This window comes from Neptuniibacter sp. QD37_11, from assembly GCF_047778105.1.
GTDB lineage: Bacteria > Pseudomonadota > Gammaproteobacteria > Pseudomonadales > Balneatricaceae > Neptuniibacter.
Genome location: NZ_CP180554.1, coordinates 160,507 through 179,791, shown reverse-complemented (window position 1 = coordinate 179,791; position 19,285 = coordinate 160,507). Strand labels below are relative to the sequence as shown.

At 42.6% G+C, this 19,285-nt stretch carries 17 protein-coding genes; 13 read left to right on the top strand and 4 right to left on the bottom strand.

Going from position 1 to position 19,285, the window contains the following annotated elements; translation table 11 throughout:
- Window positions 1-41: 41 nt before the first annotated feature.
- On the bottom strand, window positions 42-3,467 hold the full coding sequence (locus ACMXYT_RS18185; RefSeq protein ID WP_415913015.1) for an acyl-[ACP]--phospholipid O-acyltransferase: 3,426 nt from the start codon (window positions 3,465-3,467) through the stop codon (window positions 42-44).
- Window positions 3,468-3,709: 242 nt separating this feature from the next.
- Here ACMXYT_RS18185 and ACMXYT_RS18180 point away from each other — a divergent pair, with 242 nt between their 5' ends.
- The 9 genes from ACMXYT_RS18180 (at window position 3,710) to ACMXYT_RS18140 (ending at window position 14,264) form a co-directional block, all read left to right on the top strand.
- The gene (locus ACMXYT_RS18180) at window positions 3,710-5,407 is read left to right on the top strand and encodes a prepilin-type N-terminal cleavage/methylation domain-containing protein (protein ID WP_415913014.1); all 1,698 of its coding nucleotides are present in this window, start codon (window positions 3,710-3,712) and stop codon (window positions 5,405-5,407) included.
- Window positions 5,408-5,436: 29 nt separating this feature from the next.
- Window positions 5,437-7,143, top strand: a complete 1,707-nt coding sequence (locus ACMXYT_RS18175; protein ID WP_415913013.1) for a type II secretion system protein — start codon at window positions 5,437-5,439, stop codon at window positions 7,141-7,143.
- A gap of 36 nt (window positions 7,144-7,179) precedes the next feature.
- Window positions 7,180-8,886 (top strand): prepilin-type N-terminal cleavage/methylation domain-containing protein, encoded by a 1,707-nt coding sequence (locus ACMXYT_RS18170; protein WP_415913012.1) that lies wholly within the window; start codon window positions 7,180-7,182, stop codon window positions 8,884-8,886.
- Window positions 8,887-9,069: 183 nt separating this feature from the next.
- The gene (locus ACMXYT_RS18165; RefSeq protein ID WP_415913011.1) at window positions 9,070-9,666 is read left to right on the top strand and encodes a hypothetical protein; all 597 of its coding nucleotides are present in this window, start codon (window positions 9,070-9,072) and stop codon (window positions 9,664-9,666) included.
- 628 nt (window positions 9,667-10,294) lie between these two features.
- Window positions 10,295-10,771 carry an Hsp20 family protein gene (locus ACMXYT_RS18160; RefSeq protein ID WP_415913010.1) on the top strand — a complete coding sequence of 159 codons (477 nt, stop codon included), beginning with the start codon at window positions 10,295-10,297 and terminating at the stop codon, window positions 10,769-10,771.
- 55 nt (window positions 10,772-10,826) lie between these two features.
- On the top strand, window positions 10,827-11,237 hold the full coding sequence (locus tag ACMXYT_RS18155; protein ID WP_415913009.1) for a hypothetical protein: 411 nt from the start codon (window positions 10,827-10,829) through the stop codon (window positions 11,235-11,237).
- A 58-nt stretch (window positions 11,238-11,295) separates the two neighbouring features.
- Window positions 11,296-12,717, top strand: a complete 1,422-nt coding sequence (locus ACMXYT_RS18150; RefSeq protein WP_415913008.1) for a hypothetical protein — start codon at window positions 11,296-11,298, stop codon at window positions 12,715-12,717.
- Between the two features lie 90 nt (window positions 12,718-12,807).
- Window positions 12,808-13,530 (top strand): hypothetical protein, encoded by a 723-nt coding sequence (locus ACMXYT_RS18145; RefSeq protein ID WP_415913007.1) that lies wholly within the window; start codon window positions 12,808-12,810, stop codon window positions 13,528-13,530.
- Complete coding sequence (locus ACMXYT_RS18140) at window positions 13,527-14,264, top strand: hypothetical protein (protein ID WP_415913006.1); 738 nt, start codon at window positions 13,527-13,529, stop codon at window positions 14,262-14,264. The genes ACMXYT_RS18145 and ACMXYT_RS18140 overlap by 4 nt, the downstream gene beginning before the upstream one ends.
- A gap of 294 nt (window positions 14,265-14,558) precedes the next feature.
- On the opposite strand, the gene ACMXYT_RS18135 is transcribed toward ACMXYT_RS18140, so the two are convergent.
- On the bottom strand, window positions 14,559-15,116 hold the full coding sequence (locus ACMXYT_RS18135) for a hypothetical protein (RefSeq protein WP_415913005.1): 558 nt from the start codon (window positions 15,114-15,116) through the stop codon (window positions 14,559-14,561).
- A 59-nt stretch (window positions 15,117-15,175) separates the two neighbouring features.
- Window positions 15,176-15,532 (bottom strand): hypothetical protein, encoded by a 357-nt coding sequence (locus tag ACMXYT_RS18130; protein ID WP_415913004.1) that lies wholly within the window; start codon window positions 15,530-15,532, stop codon window positions 15,176-15,178.
- 76 nt (window positions 15,533-15,608) lie between these two features.
- Here ACMXYT_RS18130 and ACMXYT_RS18125 point away from each other — a divergent pair, with 76 nt between their 5' ends.
- Entirely contained in the window at window positions 15,609-16,244 is a 636-nt protein-coding gene (locus tag ACMXYT_RS18125; RefSeq protein WP_415913003.1) for a hypothetical protein, read from the top strand.
- On the opposite strand, the gene ACMXYT_RS18120 is transcribed toward ACMXYT_RS18125, so the two are convergent.
- Complete coding sequence (locus tag ACMXYT_RS18120; RefSeq protein ID WP_415913002.1) at window positions 16,236-16,499, bottom strand: hypothetical protein; 264 nt, start codon at window positions 16,497-16,499, stop codon at window positions 16,236-16,238. The two genes, ACMXYT_RS18125 and ACMXYT_RS18120, sit on opposite strands and share 9 nt — an antisense overlap.
- Window positions 16,500-16,642: 143 nt before the next feature.
- Between ACMXYT_RS18120 and ACMXYT_RS18115 the strand changes: the two genes are divergently transcribed.
- Genes ACMXYT_RS18115 through ACMXYT_RS18105 form a run of 3 tightly spaced genes read left to right on the top strand, consistent with a single transcriptional unit; the run spans window position 16,643 to window position 19,282 of the window.
- Window positions 16,643-17,026, top strand: a complete 384-nt coding sequence (locus ACMXYT_RS18115) for a hypothetical protein (protein ID WP_415913001.1) — start codon at window positions 16,643-16,645, stop codon at window positions 17,024-17,026.
- Between the two features lie 19 nt (window positions 17,027-17,045).
- On the top strand, window positions 17,046-18,026 hold the full coding sequence (locus ACMXYT_RS18110) for a sterol desaturase family protein (RefSeq protein WP_415913000.1): 981 nt from the start codon (window positions 17,046-17,048) through the stop codon (window positions 18,024-18,026).
- Between the two features lie 59 nt (window positions 18,027-18,085).
- Window positions 18,086-19,282: a hypothetical protein gene (locus ACMXYT_RS18105; RefSeq protein WP_415912999.1), complete on the top strand. Its 1,197-nt coding sequence runs from the start codon at window positions 18,086-18,088 to the stop codon at window positions 19,280-19,282.
- Window positions 19,283-19,285: the final 3 nt, after the last annotated feature.

The window sequence follows — 19,285 nt, the reverse complement described above, 5'->3', positions numbered from 1 at the left end:
CCGATAGGGTAGCAAGCGTTTTTATTTGTATCAATTGATACTTAGGTGATGAGGGTCTTTATCGATTTATGATCTACCTTACCTGTACCTAAAGTTGGGATATCATTCATATAGATCCATTCCGATGGTTGCATAATTGATGGAATGCCTGCTTCAGTCATCCGCTTGAGGAGAGATCCAGTATCGAGATTCTTGCCATTGTGACAGAGAACTACCTTCTCACCTTTTTTAGGACATTCTTTAGCAGATGCAGCAATGATAAGCTCATCATTGAGTCCGACAGCATCTTGTACTGCAGCCTCCACAGCTGAAAGTGAGATCATTTCGCCCCCACTTTTACAGAAGCGGCTATACCGGTCGACAATTGTAATAAAGCCATCCGCATCCATACGACCTTTATCCATAGTTTTATAGAACCGCTTACCATCCAGCTCGACAAAGACCTCAGCCGTCTTTTCAGGCAGGTTCAGGTAGCCCTCCATCATCTGTGGGCCACTTACCAGAATATGACCTTCCTCACCCACAGGGAGTGTTTCGTTGGTGTCATAATCGACCACACGGATAGAGGTGCCCGGCAATGGCATACCTACAGAGCCATTCTTATGTCCGATTTGTTCGACCCAGTAGGACGTATCAAGAGCATTTGGCAAGTTAACGGCTACCACAGGGGAGCCCTCGGTCATGCCGTAGCCTTCGAGTATCTGCTTGTGGAATTTACCTTCAAAACCGTCCCGAACGTCCTTAGCCAGTCGTTCAGCACCGCTCACTACGATGCGCAGAGAATCAAACATTAGCGGCTTAACACGGCGGTTCTTTGTGTATAAACGTAGGAAGGTTGAAGTGGCACACATGATCGTTGCACGATGTTTTGCAACTGCCTTGCCGACATTAACCGCATCAGTCGGGTCAGGATGTGTAATCATTGGCATGCCTTCAATTAACGGCATCAGCATACACGCGGTGTAGCCAAAGGCATGGAAGATTGGCAATTGATTCATTACCCGATCATCAGTCTGTGTATTCAGCACGTCAGAAATCTGCTTCACATTTGCCATCAGGTTGGTGTGACTCAGCATAACGCCTTTGGGTGTCCCTTCACTGCCGGAAGAGAAAAGGATTGCAGCAGGACGCTTTGTGTTTACATGACGTAGCATCCATGCGGCAGGCATAAGCTTGGCAGTGACGAAGATGTTCCAAAGCGCTTTCTGCTTGCTCATGCGCTCTTTTACATCTTCTAAGTAAATTACCTCACGGCCTTCCAAAACCGGCTCCAACGGCATGCCTTTCGCGGTCAGCTTGGTCATAAACTGCCTAGACGTAACAATTGTATCGACCTCCGCCAGATCAAGTGACGCTTTAAGTGCATCGGAGGAGGCTGTGTAATTCATATTGATGACTGTTTTACCCGCCATCATTGCAGACACATTCGCCAATACACCTGCGGAACTGGTGGGTACCAACAAGCCAATGTTGTCTTTCTGAGTTTTGCGGAACTCAGGCATCATGCTATACGCAGCGCCAATCAGGCGGCGGTATGTCATCTCACCCATCCGGGTATCAATGATTGCATTCTGAGAGAGGCGTTTACGCGCGGTCTTAAGGATGCTGTGTGGCACACTTTCCTGATGCTCAGCCAAATGCTCCCAAGTTTGCTCTGACAGCTCAAACACGGATTGCTTCAAGCCTTCCAAGGTAGCTTTGCTTGCAGGGATTGACTGACCATACGTTACATAGACCTCACGGCGCAGGGACTCAACTTGCCGATTCTGCATTAGGCCTGTTTTTGCGCGTGACATGCCGCTACCCCATAAACCACCCAAGTAGAAGGGCATGACTTTTACATCGTCCTGAGCGTTTTCCAGTGCACGTATTGCACCTTTCTTAAATTCGCCGAGGTGTCCATTACGACTAATCGCACCCTCTGGGAAAATACAAACCACTTCACCCGCATTAAGTGCATCCGTCATAGCTGAAATAGCCCCTTTTGACGCACCAGAAGACACAGGGATGACCTTCGCTATATCTAACACCCATTTAAGGTACCAGCGATTGTAAATGGTTTTCTCCATCACAAAGCGAACAGGGCGAGGCGTGGAAAGCTGGATGAGGGCCCAGTCGATCCACGAAATGTGGTTTCCGACCAGCAGTAGACCACCTTCCCGCGGCATGTGCTCGAACCCATCGACAATTAACTTGTAGCGCTGGCGCATAAGAACACCGATCACAAACCGCAATAAGGCATGAGGTAACGTAATAACGGCTTTAGCACATGTAATTAAGGCAACTACTGCACCCGCATAAATCAGATACTCAGCTGACCATGACAGCATTGCTGCACCAACCGTTAAACCAAGGGCTGTCACCATACCGATATTTTGCACTAAGTTATTGCTTGCAAGCACCTGACCTGCTTCGTGATCATCAGAGTGGAACTGGATCAGCGCGTTAAAAGGTACAATCAACCATGCGCCACTCACGCCCATAAAGAAGAATGCGAGGCCTTGGGTCAGTACTGATTCTGCACCCGGTAGGTAAACCAATGACGCACAGAAGCCAAGCGCACCAATCGGGATAAAGCCTGTCTCAATGTGATGCTTAGCCGTTCTACTGACAATCACAGAACCCACTACAATACCTAATCCTGCTAGCGCCATGATCATTTGTATTATGGCAGTATTATGCATGCCGTATGTCTGCTCAATATAGGACGGGTATACTGCGACGATCAGCTGACTTACCGACCAGAACGCTGTTAGACCCAAAACAGACCAAAGAATCGCCGCCTTTTGAGTGACAGGTTTGAAAACACCTTGACGATCATGAGGCTTGTTATCTGCAACCGGCTGAACGTCCGGCAATTTGCAGGCCGCAATCCACTCAATTACGCTCAAACCAACCATTAGAAGACCCATTGGAACCATGGTTTTCAGGCTTTCCGATGTTGATAAGGACTCTACACCACCAATACGCCATTCATATAAAGCCGCAAAGGCTGCAAGGCCTAGCAATATCGCGATGGTCGTCACGGCCTGAACAGCACCGTTACCACGGGATAATTGATCCTGACCAAGCAACTCTCTAATGTAACCATACTTAGCTGGGGAGTAGAGGGCGCTCTGGGCAGCCAATAAGAACGTTAACCCAAAGGAGAGCCAGAAATTTCCGAGCATGTAGCTTACAGTAATGCCTGCAGTAATACCCACCGCAGCCAACGCTGACCATTTAAGGGTCTGATTCTTTGGATAGCGATCACCCAGACTTCCCGCTGGCCAGAACAAGAGAATAAAAGGCAATAAGATCAATCCATTAATGACCGCAGTCAGGATGATCTGCATATCACCGTCATAAGCCTTAAAAATCGCACTTTGAATAAGGGCTTTATGCCCTACATCGACGAACGCATTAATGAAGCACACGCTGAGGAATAAGATAAACGCCCCTCGGTTTAGCAAGGTTGAAAGTTGCATAAAGCATTTCCTTTATAGGTATTTTTAAGGTTACCTTATTATAAGGAATAATTATTGATTGTGAATGCCTTAAAAGGGATATGTGATGGCACTTAAGGTGCCAAATCGAGTTAGCTGAGCTATTTTAATCGGCTAATTGCCAGTGGCATTTATATTCAATTCAATTGTGACGTGTTCAGTATGGCATTGATCAGCGACTTGCTATATTATAGTAGAAAATAATAAATAACCTAGACTTACGTATGTTGAACCAGCAAAAGGGCTTTTCCCTAATTGAATTGATAATGTCACTCGCCATTATGGCTATAGGTGTTTTATTGTTCGTGCAACATGAGCAGCACCAAATGCGCATGGCACTAGCTAAAGTCACTGGAAAGCAATTATTTGAATACCATAATGCAATCAAGTCATACGCAATAAGCAAATCACTTAATCCAACTGGTATTGCTACAGGCACATTTACAGGTGTTGATTGGTTAAAAGACAGTAGCTGCGGTGGAACTGCAAGCACCTCCTTCTTACGATGTGACTTTCAAGAAATTACCCCTTTTGGAAAGCTATCCTTCGAGGCTACAGTCTCAACAGCAACAACCCCGGCGGGGGAGGAGCTCATCAGCATAACCTCGAACACAACACCTTTTACATACGGGGGAATTCCAAGGGGTGATTTAGCAGGTGTCGCAGCAATTTCAGCTAGCGGTCAAAGTTCATTATTTACCCCAGTTTCAGCATCGTTTGGAAATATCTCGAGCGATCCTTCTACTGCCAAAATAACCATGACGGCATATAACTCACCCGTCGCACAAAGCGTTTGGCTTAAGGTCGATGGAAGCAACCCTATGGAAGGCAAGATTCGATTCTCAAGCCCCAATGACGAAGAAAGAAACCTAAATGGAGTTAATCGAATTACTGCAGAAGATGGAGGGTCATTAATTCTCGGGGGCGGCATTCTTTCCGGCAAATTTATCTCAGAGTACGACACTGAAATTTTTGGAAAACTCCAAGTCCAAGACAACCTGAACGTTCAGGGGGATAGTTACACATTAGGCTCTATTTACGCCGATGGCTCAATTACTTCTGAGGGTAATATTAGTGCAGATGGAGATTTAACTGCATCAATAGATCTAGATTCAGGAAATGATATAACCGTAGGATTAAGCATGTCAGCTCAAAAAGACTTAGTGGTTGACAATGATCTGACTGCGGGGAAAAATATCTTCGTCAGAGAGGATATTACAGTAGGGCAAAATTTAGTATCAGGCGGCTCTTTACATGCTGACAACGGAATATATGGCGACGCCATTCATGCAGACGGTGACATTATTGCAGGCACTAACATAGAGGTTGGTGAAAACTTAGAAGTAGGTGGCACGCTTGAGGCGCAAGACGATATTATCGGTGCGAAGGGATTAGAAATATCCGGGGATTCTATATTGAAGGGCAGACTTTTTGCTCGCAATAACGTTTCCCTACAAAGTGACGTATTGGCTAACATGGATCTAAGTATTCTTGGCAGACTGACCGTGGACGGCGAAACCAAAATTAGTGGAAACTCCACCTTCAGCAAAGCAGTAAAGACTGATGAACTTGATGGCAACCTGACAATTAGAACACGAGTCAGTTCGGGGGGTGGTTGCAGCCCTATAGGTAGGATCGGCACCGACTCTGCAGGAAACTTATTAAGCTGCGTCTCAGGGAAGTGGAAAAGAGTAGCCTCTTTACAGCCAAATAAAATAATCTCAGGCTCCTTTACGCCGCCCCATGAAGGCTGTAGTAGTAGGCGTATTGCAGATAGCTCATATCAAATGTGTACCTTTACAGGACATGCTCGAGTGGCCGAAAGGGAGTACATCTTCATATATAAAAGTGGCGGAAGCTTCTATATCCGGGGCTGCCGTGGTGGATGGACCGGCACAGCTTATTACAAATGCTTGAAGTAGAGCACGATCAATTTTAGGTACCAAATGCAATGAAAAAAATGGAAACTGGATTTACACTTATTGAAATTGTTGTAATGTTGGCGATAGTTAGCATCGGGGTGGCCTTTTATGCCCAGCAACAATCTCATGCAGATAAGGTTGATCAAGCAAGGTCTGTCGGCCAACAATTGTTCCAATATCACAATGCTCTAAAGGCGTATGCCCTAAGAGCATCGGTTGATCCATCCTCGATCTCAACTGGATCACATACAGGGGTCAAATGGCTAAAGGATACTGGCTGCGGCGGGACAGCAGATCAAGCCTATCTTCCGTGCTCTTTTCAAGAGAATTTTCCGTTCGGCGGATTAAACTATAAAGCAAATGTTTCAACATCCAATAATTCTAACGGCGATACTATAATAACAATCAATTCCGAGACTAGCCCATACATCTCAAAAGATGGCCTTGCTAGGCCGGACCTCGCAGGACTAGCCGCCATCACGGCTAGTGGTAATAGCTCAATACTGACTCCAATATCCCAGTCTCTTGGGGATTTATCATCTAATCCAAAGACTGCGACAATTAGTATGACCGCCTCGAATACACCGTTGTCGTCAGATGTTTGGTTGAGAACCGATGGTACCACGCCTATGGATGCCTCTATCACATTTTCGAATACTAATAACGAAGACCGGAACCTAACGAATGTTTCCAAAATTCTACCCAAAAATAGTAGGAACTTAATATTTGGCGACGCATCCTTATCGGGTAATTTAGTCGTGGATTATGACACTTCAATATACGGCAGCCTTCTTGTTCAAAATGACTTAGAAACTCATGGCGATATTAGTGTCGCCGGATTAATCCATTCCAAAGGTGATATTCACACCAAATCTAACATTTCTTCCGATTCAAGTTTCATATCTGACGGCTCTATTAGTATAGCTAAATCCGCTGATATGGATGGCAATATCACCTCAGGCCAAAATACATCATCAGGTCAGAATACGAATATTGATGGCGCTCTGGATGTATCTGCCAACATGTCAGCCGGAAAAGGTATTTCAACTCGTGGAGAACTTCATGTATCTGGAGATATTTCTACTCAAAGTTATTTTGCAGCCAAAGGTGAAATAACAGCGCTGGATAATATGCGTGCCGCAAACAGCGCTACTGTAAAAGGAACGGTTGAGTCAGGTCTTGATATTATTGGCGCCAAAGGGATTGTTATTTCGAGCGACTCCATTCTTGATGATAATCTTGCAGTTTCTGGACTCGCAACCATAGGCGGCAACACTTCGGTAGGAAATAATGTTTTCGTTAATGGCAACCTGCATGCAAAAAGGGATGCCGAATTTAATCAAGATGTGAAAGTGGATGGAAAATCTACTTTCAATACTTTGAGCGGAGATTTGCAAGTCGCACCACGCGGTACCGTAGGCAGGGGCTGTAGCCCTAATGGCAGAATTGCGACAGACAGTGTCGGAGAGCTTTTATCTTGCGCAAATGGCAAGTGGAAGAAAATGGGGGACTTTATTGTGTCGCAGACAAAAAGTGGCGTGCTCGCTCCCAGTAGGAAGTCTTGCAAGACATCTCGCATTGCAGATAAATCGTATGCCATTTGCAGTCTAACAGGCACAGGTGGCTTGGGGCGATGGGAGCACGCACGGATCTATAAAAATAGCAATGGAGATTACTATATGCGCGGCTGCAGGGGAGATTGGAGAGGTCGCTGGTGGTGGCAGTGCTTCAAATAAACCAAGTCTCATTACTTTTAATATTGGATTTAATAAATGAAACATAAAGAATACGGTTTTACATTTGTTGAAATTTTGGTGGTTCTTTCCATAATTTCTACAGCAATAGTGCTTTCATCAATAAGCATACGCCACGACTTAAGGCAGGGAAATGCAAAAAGTGCAGGCCAAATGCTTTTCCAATATCATAATGCCCTTAAGTCTTTTGCCATGTCTGCCGCAAAAGACCCTTCCATCATTAAGAGCAGTACCAATGTAGGCTTGGATTGGCTTAAAGACTCCTCATGTGGAGGTTCAGCCGATAAGCCACACTTACCTTGCAGCTTTGAAGAAACCCATATCCCCGGCGACCTGTCCTTTAACTCCGTCATTTCAACGAGCATTGATTCGACCGGAAGGGCCATTGTTTCAATTAGATCAGAATCTACTCCATATCAGACAGACTCGGGAGAGGCTCGACCAGATCTTGCAGGAATTGCAGCTATTGCTGCAGGTGGGAATTCAACATTGTTTTCACCAGCATCCTCATCTCTCGGGAGTATATCCTCAGATCCATCTACCGCCCAAATCACTATCAATGCGCATAGTGCACCTATCTTGGAGGATGTTTGGCTCTATAGGGATGGTTCAAATACCATGCAAGGTAGCATTAATTTTGAGAATACCGATGATGAAAAAAGGACATTGGAGAATGTATATCGGGTAAGCGCCCTAGATGGTGAAAGCCTAATCCTAGGGGATGGATCGATCTTGACGGGTGATCTTGTTGTTAACTTTGATACTGAGATACATGGGCAACTTCTCATTCAAGATGATGTGAATATATCAGGAGACTTTAATTCAGATGGTGTTATTGAGGCAGATCAATCAATTCATGCCGTTGGCAATATACATTCACATCAAGACATTCTAGTAAAAGGAACGGCTTATGCAAAAGGTAATGCGGTAGCCCTCAATGATATTCATGCGGGGTCTAACATGAATATATCCGGGAATAGCTCAGTTCTAAACGATGCTCATGCACATGAATACATTGAAACAAATAAGGATATATTCGTTTATGATGGCGTGAATGTTAATGGGGCAATTACCACCAATGGAGAGGCGATAAGCCACTCGGATATTAGCTCAAACGGAAATCTAAGAGTAGATGGTAGTGCACATACACAAGGTGAAACGCGTGTGGCAGATGATATTATTGGCTTGGGTATGCTAAAGATTGCTGAGACAACTAAACTGGATGGCAACCTAGAAGTTAAGCAAGATGCTATTATAAGCAACAACCTATTTGCTCAGAAGAACTTAACGGTTACAGGTTACCTTAAGAGTCAAGGAGAGGCCAATCTCAAGGGGAACTTAATTGTAGAGGGGAACTCAACGATAGATTCCTTGGAGGGTGATTTGACCATTAGATCTCGAGCTACAGAGGGTAGGTCATGTTCTCCGAATGGACGCATTGCAACTAAATCCAATGGAGAAGTACTATCATGTGTTAGTGGTAAATGGAAGAAACCGGGAGGATTTACACTAACGGACTATAAGTCAGGCTTCTTTTACCCTCGTAGTCGTGGCTGTAAAACTACCCGTCTTGTTGAAAGCTCATGGGTCAATTGCGATCTGCTAGGTACAGGCACCTCAAGGATTGGTGAAAGATATTCTATTTACAAAAGCGGCGGATACTATCACTTACTAATCTGTAATAGCGGCTACCCTGCTAGGGCATGGTGGCAATGCTACAAATAAACTTAGGTAGCCTTTCACGTGAAACGACGGAGAGGCTAGAGGCTCTTGGTTAATCCTTTAACCAAGGGTGTAACTTTCGCGCAATGGATTATACGGACTTAAATTTTTATTACAAGAGAAGCGAGAAGTGTATTCTTGTTTTGATATTTGTTATAATAATAATAAAATTAGAGGAGTTTTTGCATGTCAGACTTTCATCACGATGAGGAAGTAGGGTACTCAATCGCAGAATCCGTAACGGATCATGTAAACCATGTACTTGAAGAGCAAAAGAAACCATTTAGAGTGGCTGCCAACTACTTGCCATGCCCAAAAGAAGAAAACCCATTATTTAAATTGCACTTCATTGCAACAGAGCACGATTTTAATAAGATGTGCGAAAAATCTCGGAATTCCGGCAATGCGGGAGCTTCCGCTTACATGGCAGGCGATGCGGCAGCTTTTGAGGGCAAGACTCAGGCTGAAATTACACTCGATGCATCTTATTTGGCAAATCAACACCTAACAAACCCGCAAGCACATTCAGTAGAAGATGAAGTATATCAAGATACTGACGGCATAGTGCTGGGTGGACCCCTGTCCTCACCGAGCTCTACAGATGCTCCTAGCAACTTCCTACTTGATCTCGCTAATACAATCAATGGATCTGAATATGAAGTATGCGAGGATGATGTTGTAAAAGATACTGTAGGTGAGCATTTAGATAAATGGGAGTTCCTATTTATAAGCCAAGTAAATAAACTTTCGAAGGAAGTTGATCAAGTCTGCTCTCTTAACTAAATGTATCAGCCCCTCTGGGAGGGGCATCTACATCGACTTTTCAAGTTTAATATACACAGAATTAACTAATTTTCCCATCCTCAATAAGCAATTTCTTCCATTCTGTAAGGCTAAGCTTACTTATAGTAAAAATTCCCACACCTGTTATTAATGTTGGGGCGAGTGGTAGAAGCCCCATGCCAGAACTCGACCTTAATAAATTAAGCACCAATATAACCCATACACTTATTGCAAGTGACAGCTGAAAGATATGGTTACTATATGAGTCTTTTGACCATAGCAAGGCTATACTAATGATAAGTGTTACTGCAGCTATAGAGGTCATAGCCAAGCTGCCATACTGATGCGTTATTAAAATCACAATCACTGTGAAGCAATATCCTATAGCGACAAACTTTTCAACGAAGTCAAAGGACTGGTACCGAGTTAACATAGATTAATTTTTCTTTTTTATATGAAATTGATCTGGAGTGTACACGAAAAAAATATACTTAAAAGAGCAGTGGGGTTGAAATTGTATTTAATAGACGTTATATTATTACTAAGTCGCAGCAATGCTGGACTTACTTCACCGCTTCGGGGTGATGATTAACAATTACATATTTTGCTTAATAGAAGGAAATATCTTATGAATCAACGTACTTTCTCACTCACTGACCTGTCTTCTGTGCTACCTAACGTCATTGGCCTGCATGACATGCTTACCCATGCTCACCAACTTGCAGAAGGGCAAAAAGAGGTCAAATACCCACCGTATGACTTAGTCGCTCTCTCGGATGATAAATTTGCAATCTGTATCGCTGTAGCAGGGTTCTCCCAGTCAGATATTAATATTTTCGTTGAGAAAAACATCCTTAATGTCGAGGGCAAGATTACAAAGCCCGATGGCGCGGAAGCACCTAAATACATCCATCAAGGCATCGCAAAGCGTGCTTTTAAGCGACAGTTCCCATTGTACGAGCATATCGAAGTAACTGGAGCTGGGATGCAGGACGGCATCCTGACAATTAATCTGGAACGTAATATTCCGGAAGAAGCGAAGCCCAAATCAATTCCAATTGAAGTGGTGGAGTCGACACCAAAATTAGAGAATCAAGACTCCTAATTATCACCCTGTTTTGTTCTAGCCCCCTTAAGGGGGCTTTTTACTGGAGAGTTTTATGCGACAACCTACCGAAGAAGATCAGCTCTCACGAGGAACAGGAAAATATAGGCCACAGCCACCTGCGTATCGCTTACGTGGCCGTTACTGGTATGGGATGGGTAGGGACTTTGGCCGAACCCCGATAGAATATCAAGGTGATGCTTTCTTTACCGCATTGATGTTGTTTTCTATGCTTCTAATCCTAACACCTTTGCTGGCTCCTATTGTCATTACGATGACGTATCAACCCAGCTTTACAATCGGATTCACTGTGGCGTGCCTCAGCTTATATGCGATGCATTCATTAGACTACGAGGGTTCGCCTGAAATTAATTCCAAGCTTGCACTGTATTCTTTATTGCTATTTTGCTCCACTTTGTTCTGCACAGTTATAGTGGGTGTTCTAACCCTTGTAGGGATTTATTAATTTAATTATTAAATTATAACTGTTATAATTTACAAAAAGGCATTAGGAATATATTGCTATGGAATTTACCACTGAGAATACTGCAGCCTATTCAGGACAATCCAACTTCACCATTTCAGCTTACAGGGATGGCGAGGTTGTAGGACACATTGATCTCGTGTCTTATGATGATAAGCTTGAAGTGCATTATATGGAATCAAAACACAAGCAACAGGGCATCATGAATGCGCTGCTAGGCGAAGTTGCAAATCATTTCCCAGATCAGGCAGCTAAAGGGGTATCTTTTAGTTTAGCCACAGATGAAGGTGGTGTAGCACTGAATGCTTTAATGGCGCGTGGTCGTCTTAAGCCTGTTGAGCAGTTCCAAGGGCAGATTGAGGAGGTTAACGCTCGATACAATCAGTGGCAGGCTGAATTCTTACATACCTTTAAGCCTAAACATCCTGATATTGTTAAATCTATGCTGGATTCCTATTTTGCGAATAAGGGCGAAGACCTGCCAGATAGCCATGCTCAATTTCTTAAAGATGAAGGCATATTCGGCTCTGTAGATTACTCAGACTTAGACTTTAATGATATCTATGATTTTCATGCAGAGCTTGAGGATATTGAGAGCAATATGGCCCTTGCAAGCCCTCGGTATACTGTAGAAATTACGGATAAGGAACTTAAAGCCGCTCTGCGCGAAATGAACCGCTTTGTGGAGTGCGATATTGTTGAGTCTCCCGCAGGTGGTGTCTTTGTCGATGTAAGAGGCGAGGTTAAGCCTTCGGACTCTTTGAGAGTGCTGCCTGACAGCAAGCTTATCTATGCGACAGGCTCTGAGCCCGGCGAGCGCTACATACTCGAGACACTGGACATTGAACAGCTGAAAACATTGCACAGCAATGGCAGTGAAGAACTCGATAAATCAGGTCTTACAGTGTTCAAAAAAGCAGCCGAACTCGCCTCTGAAATTGAACGATTTTCACAAGCTGATAATTTCCACTGGATCGCGCATGAACACTATACAAGCCAGCCAGATCTGGTCGCTATGGAACCGGAATTCGATCTTATGGTCGGAATGGAACAGGATTTAGCTATTAGTCACCTCGCTGATGACTACAAGGATGTACTCCCTTACGTAACGCCATCTGATCAGAATTATGACGGAATGTCGAACTATGAAATGAATCTACTTAATCATATCCAATGTGCCGCAGAAGGTGATTATAAGCCGTCTGCCACTATAGCCTTGCTTTCAGATATTAAAGAGCAGGTCAGCAGCCTGAAGGAGCTGGAAGGTACAGAGCGATCTACAGCTCTAGCTACAGTTATCAGCTCAAACTGGGATGCCACCCTTGGTAAGATTCAGCAGGCCTCAAAAGCGTTGTCTGTTTATGCAGCAAACTACCTATCAGAAGGCGACATGAAGGTAAGGGACACCCTAATGAAACTGATGTCAGCTAAAGAACCTAATCAGACATCTTTAGAACGCTAACCATAATTATGACTTAAAAAGCCGCTATATTTAGTGGCTTTTTATTTAATTAGTGTTATAGTATCCGTGTTGAGCTTTCGGATAATAATAATGTCATTGACTGAACTTCATTCTCTCGCCTGTAAGCATGGTTGGACTGCTGATTCAAAGCTGTCAGCAAGTGAATATATCGACAGTATATGCTCTTCTCGCACCCTTAATTTAACAGAAGGGATCACCCCCTTAAATGACCTTAACACTAAGCATAAATCCATCCCTGACGTGGTTGAGGCAGTCATTAACATAGCATCAAGATCTGGTGAGCGCGGACATCAAATGACTGAAGTTCAATTTAATGATCCTGAAGTAAAAAAAATTCAACATGTAGTCGCTGCCGCACTTAACTATTATGCTGAGGCTACAGAACAGGCTCTGGCCATCAATCTCAGTGAAACCAATGTTCTTGTGAGCCGTACTTTAAATTCCTGTGCAGAGCTTATGCGTAACGAGGCATCTAGAATTATGGCGGACAATTCCAAGGAGGCAGCAGACTCACCTTGGAGTTATGAAAAAGAATTAGAGCTGCACTTGGCAATCGAGATAGTTAGACAGCTTAGAGCTTGCAAGTCATCCCAGCTAGAATACCTTCCCGCATCCAACGAAGTGACTGACCACCAAATCCAAGAATTCCTTAATTACAGGGACGCACTTGAAATAGCTTTGTCAGAGCTTTTGTTTATTCTTGATCCAAATGGCGGTTATAACTCAGTAAACGGAAAGGAATTGATCGATCAGGCGAATTTACTTATTTCTAAACGGAGGAATGATGGATGAATCAAATAAAACTCAAGCAACCAGAGGGTGATTGGCGCTACGAGTCGAGATGCTCCAGCAATATGCCAGCTATTGAATTCGGAATCATGACTTACCTTTTAGGCTCTAATGCTTCTGATAAGGGCTTTATCTCAGAAAGCAGACCCTCCCGCTGGCATAAAGTTAATGGTGATTTTAGATGGCAATATGTTCTAAATTGCAGAGTAGGCCTGTTTCACAAGAACCAGCAAGTGGGTGATTACTTATCTAAATCAAAGACAGTCGATAACTACACCTCTATAACAGATAATGTAATTAGAGGTTTTGAAAATGCGATCAAAGCTTACGATATTGATCCTAAAAGCACTTTGGAAGTTAGGATCGAATTTGATGTAGTGAGGCGTGTTGTCGAAATCCCTCCTTCCGAGGATCTACCTATGTACGAGCAGGAAGGGCTAGGACTTCCTTACAGAGAACTCTTTCTACTAAACAACAATCATTACTATCAGTTGAATAACACTATAGCTCAAAGGCATGAACAAGCCCTTCGTGAGTCAAAAGGTGACTGGTTTGATTGCTATAAGTTAATTGAAAATTTACATGTCAATAATGAGGAATTAGTTAAAGGAAATTTAGCATTCTCCTCCCTTCATGACTTTGACTTTGAGCAGGGTAAAGTAAGTGATGATCAGATTACTTGCTTGCAGAATCTATTGATCAGTTCGGTAAATGAGTGCGTGATAATTGCAGCATAAAGTTGGAATCAATAACCCGACTACAGTATGTATTAATGATATTGACTAGATAGACAAGGGTTTATCTAGTCAGCACCAGACAAGAGTGGACTAGTGGTTAAATATTGAGTAATTGGCTTAGCGCCAGTAGGGCTAGTGAAGTAAGGCACTAAATCGCAAGTAACCCACAATGTTACTCACAGATGACGTGGATAACTCATGCATTCAACTTTCTTTAAGTATTATTAGTGACAGCAATGCCATCTCTCAATAGCCATAAAGCGTAGACACCAACTCTACCGTCATCCCAATATTTCACTCATTTTCTTTAATGTTAAGGGAGCTATCTGATTCGGAAAACGATGAAATATTATCTTTCTTCTCAGCCTCCGATACCGCAGTTTGAGCAATCTCTATTTTCTTAGTTTTTTTCTTCTTACGCGCTTCTCGAACAATGCGCGGGAGTATTGTTTTTTCAATCAGATTTTCCGTAGAGTCTTTACTGATCTTACCTGCCTTAATCTGCGCATTGGTTAGCTCATAAGTAACACTGCCATTAGTTACACGCAGCTTAAAGGGGTAGGCCTCAAGCTCTTTAGGATCTGTCTCTATTATGTAGGTGTTGCGGTTAATTCGAGCCTTATTTTGATCAAGTTTAAATGAAGTTGCCACTGCAATCTCAGCTGAATCCCCTCCGACAGATAATTTTTGCAAGTGCACAGATTCAGTTAAAGTTGATGGCACCTTGCCTTCATAGTCAAAGCTTTGCACCAACGTGGGACTAACAAAAGTTGCAAATAGATACATAATCAAAAAAAGAATGACATAAAATGCCAACCCGATCATGGTTCCATTAATTTTTTTAAAAGACACAAAACGTCCTTAATTGCTAATTTATGACAATATTATAATGAGAAAGTGGATGAAGTAAACTAGTCTATTGAAAGAGAAGACTCATCGGGACTAAGCTTTTGATGCAAATCTTGTATCGCTTGGATGTAGCACATCCTCTGATTATCAAGATGAGCATAAATCGCATCAAAATCATTCCCGGACAAAAAATTGCTATCTAGGTTATAAGGCATACCATCATGAGTTATAGTATTTAGTGTGTTGCTAACAATTCCCTTATACTTGTATCCAAGCTCTTTTATTAGTTCAGGGCGAGCCTCCAGTATCAAGATTCGCGTACCCTTTTTGGACTCTGTAAACTCACCACAAAAGCGCTTTGTAATGCTATTGTTGTTTCTCGCAGCTTCAGGGTAATGTCGAATTGCTGGCTTATCCATTCTTATGCCTAATTATGATTAAATGCTTTAGGATTAATGTTATAATAACAGTAATCACCAATCAAGGCGTACTTACATGTCTACAGCAAGCTATATACCATGCCCCGAAGTCACGCAAATTCTTCAGAAGCTGGACTATAAGGTCGACAGCCTTAAAGGACATCATACTCATGCTGTTTTGTCTGCTGCGATTAAGATGGGGGACGATACTTATTTTAAAGCCTATAAGGATCTCAGGAGAATTCGGCCTGATCTCAGGGCTGATATTCAAGAATTTTTTGACGATGTCGTCTTCTTCTTTGAAGATTCTGAATGTGGACCTTTAGCCTTGAGAGCTAAGGGGAGGATTAAAATTATATCAAAACAGAATATTCTTGAAGATGTGATTACTCTTACAGGTGGGGAATTTTTGGGATTCGAAATGAAACGCCCCAATTCAGAGCAATGGGCTTTTGTTTTACCTGATGCCAGTGAGCCCGGCCGATACCGTTATTCAGAGTTCGATGCTGACGGGTTTTATGGACACCAAACACGTGATACTCCAGAAGAATGTCTCAAGGACATGATTATGGAAGGGGGATATACACATCCTGATAAGGGGGCGCTAAATAAGGTGCAGGCGACCCCTCGTTTTATTGAAGGTGTAATTCGGTTGGCTGAACGGCAACGCCAGCACTCTCTAGAAAATGAGGAAGAAGGCCCTTCAATTTAAGAAAGTGGCGAACCCCATCCTATTAAGCTCTTTGGCAATTTTGTTACCAAGAGGACCCTTGTCTTTTGAAATACCTTTCATTTGATGGGCGGGAAACATAGTAAAGCGGAGATTAGAAAAATGAAGATTGTGGGATCTGAACGCCTTAAGCACAGCTCTTTTGGCGAGATAGGGGCTTGCAGCATGAAGCTTAAATGACTTAACAAGATATAGCCCAGCGGTATCGCTAACATAACAAATAAATGCATTCTTCATAAAAAGCTCCTGCTTGTTATTGTTAATTTATTATAAGCATACTTATTTTAAAAATTAAACAATTAATATAATGAAATTAAACTTTAACTTTGTGCCTGCTATCGCTATGATAAGGCATCATTATTTAAGGTTGGTTTTAAGGCGTGTCACTTTTCAAGCAGTACCCCCATAGTAAGTTTTTTCTAGCATTGTTAATTGTTTTTTTCTCTTCGTCAGGCATTGCTGCAGGAGTAGCCACTTTAATGGCGCACCCATCGAATCATGATCAGCTTGTTGTTATATCTTTAGCATTACTAGTTACAGGATTGTTGCTTAGTATCATTTACAAGCGAGAGTGGCTAAAAGAAGGCTTTTCAACACTTACTAGATGCTCTTGGATAGCCAATAAAGGCGTGCCCCCTAACTACAAAAAAGTGAGTGTTCAATATTTAGATAAATCTATAGCTTGGAATGTGAGCACTAAAAAATTGGAGTGGTCCTTGGATGCAAGAAATCCAATCGTAGAGTATCTCCCAAAGCACAAGTAAAAATATGAAAAGGTAATTCATGGAGTCAATATACGCCTTATCAGACATAGTTATCGGCATTTTTTCCATACCGGGTCTAAACCTTTACTGGGGGAATTTTATCGTCGGATTATTTCTAGCTGGTGGGGTTTATTACTACCTATCTTACACGCAAACCTTTCCCTCAAATAAGTCTTTATTAAGCTATATATTTCCACGCAAAGTCCTATTTCATAGGTCATCTATCACTGATTATGGATTCCTTGTTCCAATTAAACTATTCATGGTGTTCTGTTATCCGACCCTTATGGAGCCACTACTTAATATTGCCTATTGGCTAGGGGAGCTAATAGCTGGATTTGAGCGCTCCTTGGTGTTTATTCAACTCCGAGGGCTTATCGGCACCACAGAGATTAACGAGAGTATTGGTTGGTCTATTGGATTTTCAATTTACATGATGGTTATTGTTGATTTTGCACTATTTTTTGCACATTACCTCATGCATAAATCGAAGTTTTTATGGGAGTTCCACAAGGTCCACCATTCGGCTCAAGTACTTAATCCAATTACTGTCGCACGAATGCATCCTGTTGACTACTTGGTTAATGGGACTATCATCCTTGCTTGCTCTACTGTAGGTGTTGGCCTATGGCTCTTATTTATCCCTTTTACTTTTGAGGAACTCACCATCCTTGGCTCCAGTATGTTTATTTTTCTATTTTATCTACTGGGCGGCATATTAAGACATAGTCATGTCTGGCTGTCTTACGGAAAGAAAATAGAGCACTTCTTAATTAGCCCTGCTCAGCACCAAGTCCATCACAGTGCCATGCCTAAGCATTACAACAAGAATATGGGAATGAAATTAGCAATTTGGGATCACCTGTTTGGAACTCTTTACACCACAACGTCAAGGCCGGAAGTTTTTAGGATGGGCTTGTACGCAAAAGAAGATCGTGAATATAACTCCATCCTTAAATGCCTCTACCTCCCTTTACTTAAGCTTATCCGCAAGAAATGAATTTAACGGTAAATTAATTAATGTTATAATAAACAAAACAACAACAAGAGTCATACCTCATGAATTCTTATCCACTTTCCCTAAATATGGGTTCCAACAGCAATTCTTATGAAATTGATCTTCAGATAGACCCCGATTTAAGCACTTCACCGACAGATCAATTTTATGAGCAAATTCGCTCCAAGCTGTATGAATCAATGAAGAGTGAAGGTTATTATGAGCGATACGAAGTCGGCCGAAATGGGTTTGGTGGTGAGCATGTGACAAAAGTCATTTCCCAATCAATAGAGTCTGCTATTGAGAGCCTAAAGAACCTTGAAGGTAATTCAGATAATCTCTCTCGAGCAGACTTGTTTCAACGGGAGCTGAGCTATGCGCTTGGTGATATGTTTGAAGAGGAAGAGTGGTTCCCTGACCAATCATACGAAGCTATGTCTTGGCAACTTAAAGATTCTGACATTGCATCATTTTTTGAAGCCTGCGAACCGATATTTGAATCAGAAAACATTCATTTGGATAAAACTGATGTTGAGGATTTTATAAAGAATCTTTATCAGGAAGCACTCTGTGATCAAGATGAGACAACTCCCCTTGATGTTCTTAAGCATGCCGACAAGGTCAGAATGATTTATATGTTTAAGCCTGAAATTGGCTCAAAGTATGCGGAGGATAACCTCGTTGAGTGCAATCATGTGACAGGCGAATCTACCATGGTCATCCCTGATGACTCATTCGTTGCCTACTTAACAGCCCTGAATGTTCCAGTTTCTGATTACGTATCCGCCGTTAAGACCAAATACAACATTGATTTATGCTCAGAAGATGAGTGCGATATTTCTGATCAGTGGCAAAAGGCATTAGCTGATGATTCCAAAATCAATCCCCATCAACCACAAGTTCTTTCCATGGATTCGATTTTTGAAACGATTGACAATATGAACGGTTATGCTTCTCCTTGCCTTATTGCTGACATTGATCCAATGCGGTTTGGTGATTTGTTCGAGGAAAGTTCACTTGTTATTACCGGTGGGCAGATTGGCCTACATGACTTCTTAAATGGGTCGGGCCATGTACTAAGCCCTGAAAATCCCATTGTTATCAAATCCTCCCTAGATGACTGGCAATTCGATGGGCAAGTTGGTCCTTACGAAGTCGATGAAGTGTACGGGATGGTAAATAGCGCTTACGAGGCGGAGATTAAGCTCTCCAGACAGCCTTCAGTTGAATTAACTAACGATAACGACTGCAGCCTTTAATGG

Coding starts and splice junctions, on each gene's coding strand:
- ACMXYT_RS18160 (WP_415913010.1), top strand. CDS start 10,295: ATGAATCAACGTACTTTCTCACTCACTGACCTGTCTTCTGTGCTACCT.
- ACMXYT_RS18185 (WP_415913015.1), bottom strand. CDS start 3,467: ATGCAACTTTCAACCTTGCTAAACCGAGGGGCGTTTATCTTATTCCTC.
- ACMXYT_RS18110 (WP_415913000.1), top strand. CDS start 17,046: ATGGAGTCAATATACGCCTTATCAGACATAGTTATCGGCATTTTTTCC.
- ACMXYT_RS18180 (WP_415913014.1), top strand. CDS start 3,710: ATGTTGAACCAGCAAAAGGGCTTTTCCCTAATTGAATTGATAATGTCA.
- ACMXYT_RS18175 (WP_415913013.1), top strand. CDS start 5,437: ATGAAAAAAATGGAAACTGGATTTACACTTATTGAAATTGTTGTAATG.
- ACMXYT_RS18155 (WP_415913009.1), top strand. CDS start 10,827: ATGCGACAACCTACCGAAGAAGATCAGCTCTCACGAGGAACAGGAAAA.
- ACMXYT_RS18170 (WP_415913012.1), top strand. CDS start 7,180: ATGAAACATAAAGAATACGGTTTTACATTTGTTGAAATTTTGGTGGTT.
- ACMXYT_RS18130 (WP_415913004.1), bottom strand. CDS start 15,532: ATGGATAAGCCAGCAATTCGACATTACCCTGAAGCTGCGAGAAACAAC.
- ACMXYT_RS18140 (WP_415913006.1), top strand. CDS start 13,527: ATGAATCAAATAAAACTCAAGCAACCAGAGGGTGATTGGCGCTACGAG.
- ACMXYT_RS18145 (WP_415913007.1), top strand. CDS start 12,808: ATGTCATTGACTGAACTTCATTCTCTCGCCTGTAAGCATGGTTGGACT.
- ACMXYT_RS18120 (WP_415913002.1), bottom strand. CDS start 16,499: ATGAAGAATGCATTTATTTGTTATGTTAGCGATACCGCTGGGCTATAT.
- ACMXYT_RS18105 (WP_415912999.1), top strand. CDS start 18,086: ATGAATTCTTATCCACTTTCCCTAAATATGGGTTCCAACAGCAATTCT.
- ACMXYT_RS18150 (WP_415913008.1), top strand. CDS start 11,296: ATGGAATTTACCACTGAGAATACTGCAGCCTATTCAGGACAATCCAAC.
- ACMXYT_RS18125 (WP_415913003.1), top strand. CDS start 15,609: ATGTCTACAGCAAGCTATATACCATGCCCCGAAGTCACGCAAATTCTT.
- ACMXYT_RS18165 (WP_415913011.1), top strand. CDS start 9,070: ATGTCAGACTTTCATCACGATGAGGAAGTAGGGTACTCAATCGCAGAA.